Origin of the sequence: Chryseobacterium sp. RLHN22, from assembly GCF_051011795.1 — a bacterium.
GTDB classification, from domain to species: Bacteria; Bacteroidota; Bacteroidia; order Flavobacteriales; family Weeksellaceae; genus Chryseobacterium; species Chryseobacterium zhengzhouense.
In genome coordinates, this window is sequence record NZ_JBPCHW010000002.1 from 232,765 (window position 1) to 245,574 (window position 12,810).

General features: G+C 36.1%; 9 protein-coding genes. All 9 read right to left on the reverse strand.

Annotation, left to right across the window (positions count from 1 at the left end):
• Nucleotides 1-91 precede the first annotated feature (91 nt).
• The 9 genes from ACR1PN_RS03395 to ACR1PN_RS03435 all read right to left on the reverse strand — a co-directional run bounded on the left by ACR1PN_RS03395 (nucleotide 92) and on the right by ACR1PN_RS03435 (nucleotide 12,801).
• Complete coding sequence (locus ACR1PN_RS03395) at nucleotides 92-829, reverse strand: rhamnogalacturonan acetylesterase (protein ID WP_433978885.1); 738 nt, start codon at nucleotides 827-829, stop codon at nucleotides 92-94.
• Between the two features lie 255 nt (nucleotides 830-1,084).
• On the reverse strand, nucleotides 1,085-2,062 hold the full coding sequence (locus ACR1PN_RS03400; RefSeq protein WP_433978886.1) for a pectinesterase family protein: 978 nt from the start codon (nucleotides 2,060-2,062) through the stop codon (nucleotides 1,085-1,087).
• 44 nt (nucleotides 2,063-2,106) lie between these two features.
• On the reverse strand, nucleotides 2,107-3,018 hold the full coding sequence (locus ACR1PN_RS03405; protein ID WP_433978887.1) for an alpha/beta hydrolase: 912 nt from the start codon (nucleotides 3,016-3,018) through the stop codon (nucleotides 2,107-2,109).
• A gap of 278 nt (nucleotides 3,019-3,296) precedes the next feature.
• Nucleotides 3,297-4,964 (reverse strand): glycoside hydrolase family 28 protein, encoded by a 1,668-nt coding sequence (locus tag ACR1PN_RS03410; RefSeq protein WP_433978888.1) that lies wholly within the window; start codon nucleotides 4,962-4,964, stop codon nucleotides 3,297-3,299.
• A 159-nt stretch (nucleotides 4,965-5,123) separates the two neighbouring features.
• Nucleotides 5,124-6,767 (reverse strand): glycoside hydrolase family 43 protein, encoded by a 1,644-nt coding sequence (locus ACR1PN_RS03415; protein WP_433978889.1) that lies wholly within the window; start codon nucleotides 6,765-6,767, stop codon nucleotides 5,124-5,126.
• A gap of 305 nt (nucleotides 6,768-7,072) precedes the next feature.
• Nucleotides 7,073-8,332, reverse strand: a complete 1,260-nt coding sequence (locus ACR1PN_RS03420; RefSeq protein ID WP_433978890.1) for a glycoside hydrolase family 88/105 protein — start codon at nucleotides 8,330-8,332, stop codon at nucleotides 7,073-7,075.
• A 58-nt stretch (nucleotides 8,333-8,390) separates the two neighbouring features.
• Nucleotides 8,391-9,833, reverse strand: a complete 1,443-nt coding sequence (locus ACR1PN_RS03425; RefSeq protein WP_433978891.1) for a pectate lyase — start codon at nucleotides 9,831-9,833, stop codon at nucleotides 8,391-8,393.
• Nucleotides 9,834-9,842: 9 nt separating this feature from the next.
• The gene (locus ACR1PN_RS03430) at nucleotides 9,843-10,922 is read right to left on the reverse strand and encodes a pectinesterase family protein (RefSeq protein ID WP_433978892.1); all 1,080 of its coding nucleotides are present in this window, start codon (nucleotides 10,920-10,922) and stop codon (nucleotides 9,843-9,845) included.
• Between the two features lie 40 nt (nucleotides 10,923-10,962).
• Nucleotides 10,963-12,801 carry a RagB/SusD family nutrient uptake outer membrane protein gene (locus ACR1PN_RS03435; protein WP_433978893.1) on the reverse strand — a complete coding sequence of 613 codons (1,839 nt, stop codon included), beginning with the start codon at nucleotides 12,799-12,801 and terminating at the stop codon, nucleotides 10,963-10,965.
• Between the last annotated feature and the right edge of the window lie 9 nt (nucleotides 12,802-12,810).

Sequence of the window (12,810 nt, forward strand, 5' to 3'; positions counted from 1 at the left end):
AACGTTTATTTTATTTCTCGCAGATTTAACAGATTACGCAGATTTTTTAAGTTCTCATTTGCTTAATCTGTTAAATCTGCGAGAGTTTTTATTATTTAATATATTTCTCCAAACCGGTTTTCATAGTTTTCAGAGATTTCACCGCCAATTTTGCAACTGATTCTGCACCTAATCTTGATAAATGGGTGTCATCTGCTTTATCTTTATTATAATAAGCATTTTCTCCTGCTTTGAAATGTAAATGAAGCAGTTTTGATTTTTCCGGACCGTAAGAAATTTCTAACTGTTCAGTTAATAACTGCATGTCCACGAAAGCAACTTTCATATCGTCAGCAACCATTCTTACCACTAAAGGATATTCCTTATGCGTGTCGATTAAAACTCCGTTTTCATTAAAATTTCTTCGGGTAATGGACGTCATTAAAATAGGTATTGCGCCTTTTGCTCTGGTTTCATTCACATATCTTTCCAGATTGGCTCTGTATTGAGTGTAAGGATTGGTAAATTTTGTAGAATCTTTGAATTTCTGATCGTTATGCCCGAATTGAATAATGACAAAATCACCTTTTTTCAGTTGCTTTTCCACTTTATCCCATCTTCCTTCCGTTCTGAAGCTTTTTGAACTTCTTCCGTTCATTGCATGATTCTGAATTTCAATTCCTGTGGTGAAAAACGATGGTAAAACTTGTCCCCAACCGTGTTCAGGGTTTTTGTCGGGATTATCTTTATTCGCCATGGTAGAATCACCAATGAGGAATAAAGTTGGTTTTTTTTGAGCAAGGATTAAAGTTGAAATGGCTAAGCTGAATATTAAAAGTATTTTTTTCATTTTAAATTAATTTTAAATTAAATGTTCTTTTGTCTTGAAACAAAAGAACAAAAAGTTCAAGACTTGGAAACTTCCGCTAAAAATGAATTCTGTTCTCTAAAAATTCTAAAACTCGCACGAATAGAATGTTAGTTCTTCTTTTACTATTTGTGTCGTGCTCAAACAGTAGAATTTTTTTAACGTTCACAGAATTAATTTTCTTAACGCTCCATTTTCCTAGGTCGATTTATTGAGGTTATTATTACTCATTACCGATTATTTATTACTCATGTTAGGATTCCAGTCATCAAAAATCTTTTCTAAAGTATAATTTTTTAAATCTTTTTTCGTCAATTGATGCGACCAGCTCACACGTTTTGAAATGTTTCCGCCTTCTCCTTTACTTCCGAATTCTCCGTAATAAGCCGTTTTTTCTTTATCCGGGAACATTTTATCGCCTTTCCACGGATTCCAGCCTTCGGGAACAATGTGTTTTCCCATTTCTGTGTTGATGAAAACTGTTTTTGCGTAAGGTCGCCACGGTCTTCCCAAATATACTTTTGTAATGCCTTCTTTGGCAATTAGTTTACAATCAAAAAATACAAAACCATAGTGTCGGTCTGCTTCCGTTGCCGCTGCGGTGATATAAGAATCGGCTAAACTTTTAATGGTGCAATTTTTAAAAACAACGGTGGCCTGTCCGAAAATAAAATCGGTCGTTCCTTCGATATAGCAGTTTTCAAAATATTGTCTGCTGTGATTGGTTGCGGAATAAATTGTATCCTGACAACCTAATATATTTGAATTTTTAATCACAAAACGGTCACCTTCAACATGGAGAGAAACCGCCTGCCCTTCGTTGCAAGAAGAATTTTTAATCGTTAAATTATTAACTTTAATATCATCGCCCATCACCAATAAAGTGTAGGAATTGAAAGTTGTCATTTTTTCGTTAAATGAATCCAATTTCCCTGAAAAATCATTGTTGGTAATGACGGTATTGTCTTTATTTTCACCTTCTAATGTGATTTTATGTTTTGAAGAAGGAATTACCACTTTTTCATTGTAGATTCCTGATTTAATAAAAACCAAAGCTTCAGCCGGACCCATATCTCTGATGGAATTAATCGCTTTCTGAATCGATGTAAAATCTCCGCTTCCATCTTTGGCAACGGTAATTTTGATATACGGATCATTTCCTGCAAAGAGAAAATTAGCCATTGAAATGAGAATAATTAAAAATAATTTTTTCATAAAACTTGCTTTAAACTAGCCTTAATATTAATCTCAACCTAAATTTATCTTAAAACTTTATCTAAAAAACTAACGGTCAAATTTAAAGTTTCTGTAAACCAAGGCTCAGCCGACCAGAATGAATGCGGCGTATCTTTGATTTCATGAAACTCAGTTAGAATATTATAGTATTTCAGTTTTTTCATCATATCATCACGCCCTGCGTGAAAACGGGGTTGAGAACTATTGATGAAAAGGGTAGGAGGTGTGTTTTTATCCACATATTCCAGCGGTGAAGCTTCCTTCCATATTTTTGGATTGTCTTTTTGTTGATAACCGAGCCAATATGCATCGTAAGTTCCCTCTTTTCCAGATTCTTCATGAACAAAAGAAACAACGCCATCCACATTGACAATCGCCTGAATTTTATTCTTTTTTTGAACGCCAACCAAAGTCGCAATTTGCGCTCCCGCAGATTCACCTAAAACCACCATTTTCTTTTTATTTAAAGAATATTTTTGGTGATTTTTCTTTAACCATTCAATTCCGGTTTCAATGTCTTCAACTCCGGCGGGATATTTTGCTACATCTGCTAATCTATAGCCGATAGCAATTACTACATAACCTTTTGAAGCGAGCTCCATCGCCATGAATTTTTCATTTTCCTTGCTTCCTGAAATCCAGCCACCGCCATGAACCATTGCTATTCCCGGATATTTTTTGGATGGGTCTGAAGGATAATAAACATCAGCTTTTAAAGAAAGTCCGTTAACATTTTTATATTCCACATCCTTCTCAATTTTGATATTTTGTGGAGCTGGCCTTTCAATAGAAGTGATGAAAGGATATTTTTTCTTGAATTTTTCAAACGTACCTTCGGTGGTGTAAGGAGTAGCATTCGGTCGATTTACCTGCCCGAATGCCATTGTCCCCACAAAAAAAATAGAAATATAAGTATGTTTTCTGTTAAAAATCATTCGCTTGTGGAATTTTTTTAATACTGATTTTTATTTTTTATTGTTGGATTTTCGCAAAGGCACAAAGCTTTTTAATCTTCATAATTTTTTAAGGCTCAAAGACACTTCGACAGGCTCAGTGTGACATCTCTAATACTAACTGTTAATAAGCTGTCATGCTGATCTTGTGGAAGCAATCTGACAAAAGATTTTCAGTGTAAAATTTTATCGAAGATAAAATCCGTATTTCTTAAAAGTTTACAACATGAAAATATCTTTGCGCCTTTGCGATTTTCCAACTATTTAACTGCATTTTTCGCTACATCCGTTCCGATAGAAAGTAAGCTTTTATCAGACGTTACTTCTTTCGGTAATAATACTGCTCCTGTTTTACTTCCTAAAACCTTTACGTACGGCTTGTTTGCGGATTCAAATTTCACTGTGGAAAGGTTGATATTTTTACTGTTATAAATCGTAGCTCCTGTTCCCTGAGAATATTTCAGTTTTACATTTTTCAACTGAATTCCGTCTGCATCTACGATCGTTAAAGCTTTTCTTGTTTCAAACTGAGAATCTTCAATCACAATATTTTTAAGATTCATTTCTGCTAAACCGAATAAGGTAATCGCTTCATCTGAATTTACTGCATTGATGTTTTTAAAGAAAATATTTCTGAAAATAGGAGTTTCTTCTGTTACCGGATAAGTTTTTTCAGGTGTTTTGTTACCCTCTTGCTTTTGTCCGTCTTCCAACACCGGAGAAGCTCCTTCGTAGAACATATTGAAACCAATCGTCTGGGTCGGAATATTAATCATATCAATATTTTTAATGTAAATATTTTCAACGATTCCTCCTCTTCCACGGGTGGTTTTGAAACGAAGTCCGATATCTGTTCCGATGAAAGTACAATCGGAAACGTGAATGTTTCTAGCTCCTCCGGACATTTCGCTGCCGATCACAAAACCTCCGTGACCATGGTATACAACATTGTTTTTAATGATTACATTTTCAGTCGGCATTCCTCTTTTTCTTCCGTCCTGATCTTTTCCTGATTTGATACAGATTGCATCGTCACCAACGTCGAAAGTATTGTCGTAAATCAAAACATTTTTACAAGATTCTAAATCTACACCGTCACCGTTTTGAGAAAACCATGGATTTCTAACGGTAAGATTTCTTAAAATCACATTTGAACACATCAACGGGTGAAGGTTCCAGGCCGGAGAATTCTGGAAAGTCGGCCCGTCTAACAACACCTTGTCGCAACCTACCAAGCTTACCATTACCGGACGAAGAAAATCTTTTACAGTTTTTAAATCATCTTTAGAAATCTTATCAGGAACATTAAAATTCGAACTGCTTTCAAATCCTTTTTTATAGCTTTCTGATGGGAACCATGTTTTACCGTCTGCGGATAAAATTCCGCCTGATTTTACGATGTTCTTCCATTCAGATTCTGAAACTTTACTTTTTTTGATGGCTCTCCACGCATCACCGCTACCGTCTATTACGCCTTTTCCTGTTATGGCAATATTGGTTGCATTTTTAGCTGAAATAGGAGATTGACAACGAATTGTATTTAATCCTTCAAAACTTACATCCACCAAAGGATAATCATTTTTATCTTTACTGAAAACGATAAATGCTCCTTCTTCTACATGAAGATTGATGTTACTTTTTAATTCAATAGGACCTGTTAACCACATTCCACGAGGAACAATCAGTTTTCCGCCACCTTTTTTACTTAAATCTTCAATAGCTTTTTTAAAAGCTTCTGTATTTTTTACATTTCCGCCTGCAACACCGCCGTATTGTGTGATGGAAACGGTATTGGCTGCAAATGAAGTTTCTGCAACCTGAGGCATTTTAAACTCAATGTTTTTATAAATATCAAGGTTCTGAGCATAGATTTGCCCTGAAAACATCATTGCTGCTACTAAACCGATTACTTTAAGAGACTTCTTCATTTTATTTTTTGAGTTTTAATTTTTTTTGATTTTATTTCAAAATCGAATGTTTATTTTTTCTCTCGCAGATTGGGCGAATTATGCAGATTTTTAATTTAGATGAAAAAAGTTATCTGTAATCATCTGCGTTATCTGCTCAATCTGCGAGAGCTTTAAATCTTAATTTTTAGTAATTCTAAACCAATCAAAATCGGCATATCCGCCGCGAGGTGCTTTTGCAGTGCTTACACTATATAAACCGACTTTAGCACCGATCCATTTTCCTGGTTTTGCCTGAAAAATATCGCCTACTTTTGTGAAACTTTTTCCGTTTTCGCTGTAGCTGAACTGGCATAAACCGTTTGGTTCGTTTACATTCACTTTTAAATAAGCTTCGTTTCCTTTTAATTTAGTTTCAAATAAAACCTTTTCTTCGCCGCCTTTATCTGCTTTTTCGGCTCTTCTTAATTGAATATAGAATCCGTCTGGTTTATTGGTGATCACAATGGATTGATGATCTAATCCCATTATCAAGAGTCCTGCAGTTTTTCCTTCTTTAGCATCTTCGGGAGTTAATTTAACCTTTGTTGAAGCTGCAAAATTCGGAGCGGGGAATTTTTGGGTTAATAAATTTGGGACATTCCAAAGGTTTTTCTCATCTTCAGGAACTTTCATGGAGAATAATCTTAAAAATTTCTGTCCGGGAAGTTTGGAAGACCAAACGATATTTTCGTTCGCACTCCATTGCCATTGTAACCCTATTTTTTCACCATCGAATTCATCTGTTTCAGGAGGAGTGACGATAGGATAAGCTTTTCCTACGTTTGGTTTTTTGTATGTTAAAACCGGCTCGCCGATTCCGTTTTTATTATTGTCAATGCCGATAACAGGCCAGTCTTTTTCCCATTTCATTGGCTGTAAATGAATAATTCTTCCTCCGGCATCTACGTCCTGAAAATGATAGAACCAGTCTTCTCCGGAAGGCGTGTCTACCCAAGCGCCCTGATGAGGCCCGTTGATTTTTGTTGAGCCTTGTTCCAACACAACTTTTTCTTCGTAAGGACCGTAGATATTTTTTGATCTTAATACCAATTGCCAGCCTGTTGCCACACCTCCTGCCGGAGCAAAAATGTAGTAGTAGCCGTTTCTTTTATACATTTTCGGACCTTCAACTGTTGGATGGGATTCGTGACCGTCGAAAACATGAACACCTTTATCGAGAACTTTTGTTCCTTCAGGATTCATTTTATTAAGAGATAAAATACTTTTTACTCCGGCGCGGCTTCCCGCCCATCCATGAACTAAATAAGCATTTCCGTCTTCATCCCAAAAAGGACAGGAATCGATCAAGCCTTTTCCTTCCATCACCAAAACAGGTTCTTCCCATTTTCCGAGCGGATCTTTGGTTTTTACCATATATATTCCATAATCGGGATCGCCCCAGTAGATGTAGAATTCTCCTTTATGAAAACGGATGGAAGGTGCCCAAACCGCATCACCACGTCTTGGTATGGAGAAATGTTCTTTAGGTAAAATATCCTGAATGGCATAATTCACCAATTTCCAGTTCACCATATCTTTTGAGTGAAGAATCGGTAATCCCGGAGCTTCATTGAAACTTGAAGCGGTCATATAATAATCTTCACCCACACGAATGGCATCCGGATCAGAATAATCTGCGTAAAGGATCGGGTTTTTATAAGTTTTTCCCTGATCGGCAACCCAGACTTCGGAAACGTAGTTTTTTTCCTGAGCATTCAAATAATTTGATGCAATCGAAAAAACTGTGATCGAGAGTATATTTAAAATGTTTTTCGTCTTCATAAATCAGATTTTTGGTCTGGCTTGTATTGATTTTTAACGCAAAGGGCGCAAAGGTTTCTTTTTCAAAACGTGATATATATTTTTAAGTTCGCAAAGGCGTTTGACTTCGTCGAATCTTTGATTTCACTTAAATAAGATCTCAAAGTTTCTTTATTACAGATATTTATTTTTAACCATTAAGATTTGATTTAAGGAGTTTAGAAAAATTAAGGTGAGCTTCGCTTTAAGTAATTAACTTAATAAAATCATAGATTTTAAACTAAATGAATCTTAACTTCTTAATTCTTCTTAATGGTTTTAAAGTATTATTTTTCAAATTCCAAACTTGCCAAAATGAATGGTCCTGTTCCTTTTCCGTCGTTGGAGCGGATTTCTTCGTTTACATAATATTCATAAGAACCATCTCTGTAGGGTTTTCCGCCTAATCCGGCAACGGCGCAGCATTTATTTAAGTTTACCACTCCGTTTTCATCTACTGTGATTAAATTTTTGATAATTCCGTCATACCCTTTTTTAGCAGCAGCTTTGTACGATTTTGGAAGGTAACTTTCGTTAACAGACTTAATGATGGTATAAACAAACATTGCAGATGCGGTTGCTTCTTCATAATTTCCTTTTTCCAAAGGCTTGTCCAGAATCTGATACCAAAGCCCCGATTTTTTATCCTGAACTTTAATTATTGCATCGGCGTAAGATTTTATATAAGAAATTAATTTTGCTCTTCCCGGATGGTCTTTTGGTAAATAATCCAGAACGTCTACCATTGCCATTCCGTACCAGCCCATTGCTCTTCCCCAGAAATTAGGTGAAAGTCCGGTTTCTTTATTGGCCCAAGCTTGCTCTTTGCTTTCGTCCCAGCCATGATAAAGAAGTCCCGTTTTTTTATCTAACATATTTTTCTGAACAGACTCAAACTGGAAAACAATATCATCATACGCTTTCTGAGCATCTGCACCCTTTACGAAATCTTTTGTATAATGCGTGTAGAAAGGCATTCCCATGTACAAGCCGTCCAGCCAAACCTGATAAGGATAGATTTTTTTGTGCCAGAAAGATCCTTCTTTGGTTCTTGGTTGTCCGTCGATTTGTAAACGTAACGTTTGAAGTGCTTTTAAATATTTTTCTTTTTTCTCTTTTTCATACAAATAAAGAAGAACATTTCCGCTGTTCAGCATATCGATGTTGTACTTATCAAGGTCGTATGTAAGAATTGTTCCGTCTTCTTTAATCAAATCTTTACCGAAATCGCTGATATAGTTGTAATATTCTTTTTTGCCCGTTTTAGCATATAATTTTTCTGCGCCATCCAAAACAATTGCGGATGGATAGGTCCATTTTGGACTTTTACTGAAATCCAGCATCCAGGCTTGCGGAAAACGGTGCATTTCAGAAAGCATCATTCTTTCAGACCATTTTAAGTTGGTTGGAACTACTTTTCCTGACTTGGAAGTTTCTGTCGCCGGTTTTGAAACGGCTGCTGTTTTTGTCTGGGCACAAGCCAGAAATATTCCCGAACTTAAAGCAGCGAATGCCAACACTTTAATTTTATGATTAATGAAATTCATTTTATATAGTTTTAAAGTTGATTTTTCTGTTTTAAATTTAATTTTAGTAAAAGTACTATTATTGTTTTTTGGTAATATCCTGCACAATACTGTGAGTATACACCTCGATGTTATCGTAGTTTTTATTTAAATCTCTTCCGTTTGCATCATATTTATTAGGATTGAGATGATGTCTGATTTCCCATTCATCAGGCATTCCGTCGTTGTCTGAATCAACAGGAATTTTTCCCATTTTCAATTCGGGAAATCCGCCGACATCTTTTTGAGAATCGATGATCCCGTTTTTGCTTCCAAGTGAACCTTGATAAGTGAATGTTCCGTTTTTTACATCTTTTAAAACTCTCAAATCGACCTTATCTCTCACGAAACTTGCCCCACCGATCTGCAATATTTTTTCATAAGCATCTTTTGGTAAATCTGTTTTAACATTATTCTGAATATCGTGTGGCTGATTAATTTTAATTGAATTTTTATCAGCTTTTGTTAAATTGTACGATTTCATCTGATTGAAAACTCCATTTTCCCAATTGTCTGCCGTTACTTCAGGATTTCCTTCAGAAATGTTTCCTGAAATGTAATATTTACCCCAGATGTTATATACTTCTGTGTCAGGCTTTTGATTTTTATCAATAGCTGCAATTCTTTTTTTATTTAAACTTGCCGATCCCGGTTTATAATAGTTATTGATAATGTTTACATTCATCCCTTCGCCGCCATAAATATTGTTGTGTCCCCAATTGTAAATGACATTATTTCTAAAATCCGTTAAATCAGTCAACGCAAATTTACTTCCTGCATACTCTCCCAATCGTGGATTTCTACTGTCATGGTTTGCATAAAGGTTGTGGTGGAATGATGCAAATTTTCCACCTGCGATTCCACCATATCCATGAGCGCCTTTCTGATGAGCAGAATTCCTTAGGCTTTCTGAAATCACACACCATTGAAGCGTGGTATTTTCGTTGGCATAAATAGAAACGGTTTCATCAGTAGACCAGCTCATCGAACAATGGTCAACAATAAGATTTTTGATAAATCTTGCGCCTAATGCATCTCCTTCAAACCTTTTCAGATCGCCCATTCTGAACCTCATGTAACGAATAATGACATTGTCTGCAGCTACGAAAGTTTCGTAATTGGCAACGGTAATTCCGTCTCCGGGAGCGGTTTGTCCGGCAATGGTAACGTTGCCTTCTTTTATTTTTAAAGGAGATTCTAGATAAATTGTTCCTGCTGTTTTAAAAACGACGTATCTTGCTCCTTTTTGTTCCAAAGCATATCTTAAAGTACCTTCAGAACCGTCATCGGTTAATTTGGTTACGAATAAAACTTTTCCGCCTCTTCCTCCGGTTGTGAACCTTCCAAAACCTTCTGCTCCGGGGAAACTGATGGTTTTTCCTGAGATTACCGTTTCCTTTTCAGCTGATAATTTCGACTGAGTCGTACAGTTTTGTAGAGTAAAAATTCCGAGTACTGAAAATAAAAAAAAAGTATCTTTCATAATCTGATATTATTTAAGTGCTTTTTTGAAATCCCAGTTGTCTTTTGCTGAAAGAATATTTTTAGCCGTATATTTTTTACTTTGTTCTTTTGTTAATTGGTGTGACCACGAAACCCTTTTAGAAACATCAGCTCCGTCTCCTTTAGAATTGTATTCTGCATAGAAAGTGGTCTTTTCTGCATCAGGTTTAGACCAATTGTGCCATCCTTCTTTTTTGATTGTGGAATCGATTGCGCAATTTATATAAACCGTTTTGGCAAATGGTCTCCACGGACGTCCCAAATATACAGAATTTGCATCTGCATTGCCCGTTACATTACAGTTAATAAATACGTAGCCAAATTCATTGCCTTCTATTGTAGAAGCTGCAGTAACATACGATGCATTTTTCTTGGAATAAATCGTACAGTTTTCAAAAACAGCAGTTCCCGCCCCGAAAATATAATCGGTTGTGCCTTCAATGTAGCAGTTTTTAAAATAGTTCCTGGAGATTTTGGTTTTATCTAAAGCATCTTGAGCTCCTTTCGTATAAAGGGTATCCTGAAATCCTAAAAATTTACAATTTTCAAATGCAATTCTATCGCCTGTCGTTAAAACTGCAACGGCTTGTCCGACCGGACCTGCATCATTTTGAAATGTGATATTTTTCGCTGAAAAATCATTAGAAAAAATAAAAATACTCGATGAACCTGTTGTTCCGATATTTTTACCTTCTGCGTTTTGTTTCGAAGCATGATCGGCATAAACCAAAATGGTATTTTCAGGATTTTCTCCTATTAAAATTATCGGGCTTTTTGTTTCAGAAACAGTTATTTTTTCTCTGTAAGTTCCCGGTTTTACAATAATTTTTGTTCTTGCCGATGTACCTTCTTCAACAGCGTCAATTGCCTGTTGAATCGTCGTGAAATTGCCTTTTCCGTCTTTCGAAACGATGATGGTTTTCTCATCATTAATTTTGAAAGAAAGAAGACTGATAACGACCAGCGAAAAAACAGCTAAGAATTTGATGTTATTTTTTAAACCTGAAATCTGCATATCTCCGAATTTTTCTTTGAAGAAAAGTACAGACCTTCTTCTTAAAAGAAGCAAGTCTGTACTGAAAATTAACTAATATGAATGTATATTTTTACTAATACCCATAATCTTGGGTAAGATTATAATTTGCATTAACAACATCTAGAGATAAGGGTAAAAGTTCTTTTCTGTTTGGCTGGAAATAATAAGCATAACTTTTCACCGGGTCTCCACTGATGTATGGTTGAGTCATAGCCAGTCTCCAGTTTACTTTGGTATATCCTGAAGGTGTTGCTACAGATTGGTTTGGAGCATAGAAAACATCAGTTTTTGCTACACCGCCTGTAGTATAGAAGTCAATGTCTAAAACATTCTGCTGTGCAGTTTTTGCCGGGTTGTAATTAGATACTGTAGATGCCGGTTTTTTGTAGAAAATGTACTCAGGAACATTTGCATACGCTCCAGTACCGTTCATAAATTGAGTAAGTTTGGCTCTGGTTTCGTTTATTTTTGTTTCCAGAAGATTCCAACGGATAAGATCATATTTTCTCAGTCCCTCTCCTCCAAATTCCAGCTGTCTTTCTTTCACAATATAATCAAAAAATGCAGCTTTACCTGTAGGAATGGTTCCTACCTGCCCAAGATTGCCTGCATACGCTCTCTGTCTTACTGCCAAAACCGCATTTATGGCTTCCTGAGAAGGACCTCCGTTCAACTCATTATCTGCTTCTGCAAACATTAATAAGATATCGGCATATCTCAACAACGGCCAGTCAATTCCTAAATTTTGTGAAGTACCTGTAATACTTGTCCATGATTTTCTGAATTTGCCGTCATTCCAGTTGATAGAAGTCTGAAGGTCTGCCTGTTTGGTTGCACTTACTCTGAAGATTGCAATGTTGACGTCTCTTCTTAAATCGTTTTTCCCAAATTCATAGAAATATACAGGTATAGCATTGATACCGCCCGAAGATTTCCAATCGGTATCATCATGTCTCAATCCGTTATAGTAACCGATTTTACTGTCTGTCCTTGAGTTTCCTCCAAAGGCTCCAATAGCATAAATAACTTCGTTGGTGGCGTCCTGGCTATTGGTATGCAGTGATCTGAACATTCCCTCGTAGCTAGGATTCAATTGATGCTGACCAGAATTAATGATGTCTTTACATTCATCATAAGCTATCTTGTAATATTTTTGTGGATTGGATCCCTGCATCATTTGTTGTGGATTTCTTCTTAAAGACCAGCCGGCTCTTGCTAATGCTATTCTTGCTCTTAAACCTTTTACTGCTGCTTTTGATATTCTCTGTGCAGTAGTGTTTGCCTCTGCTCTCCAAGGAACTAAAGTTTCTGCTTTCAGAAGATCATCTAGGATTTTATCATAAATTATATCTCTGTCTGTCTTAGGTAGATATAAATCTGGAAGATCAGATGAAGGTACATCCTGGAAAGGCACATCTCCCCAGTTTTTAATTAAATCATAATAGAATTGTGCTCTTAAGGTTAATGCTTCTCCTAAATATCTGTCCATTAATTTTTTATCAGCAGCCGAGCCTGTCTGATAAACGGGAGACAAAGGAATATTTTTGATGACAAGGTTGGCTCTTTCAATTCCGGCATAGGTGTCTAAAAAAGGTTTTGAAAGCTCTGTATTGGTAGGTATTGCACCAAAACAGCTGATTCCTCTTCTGTCGTTTGCATTATAGTCACCTGATGTTCTTAAGTCATCTCCTGACTGAGTAAGGATAAGATTCATTCTTTGTCCATAGGTATTATCACCCATCGTAGCATTATATACACCCACAAGTGCGGAGAATGTATCTGAAGCTGAATCAAACTGTTGCTTTTCAGCAGTATTGGATAAGCTTTCTACTTCAAGAAAATCATTACAGGAATTTACCGTAAGAGTTCCTGCGATCGCAAAAAGTGTTATTAAAAATCTATTTTTCTTCATAATAGTAGG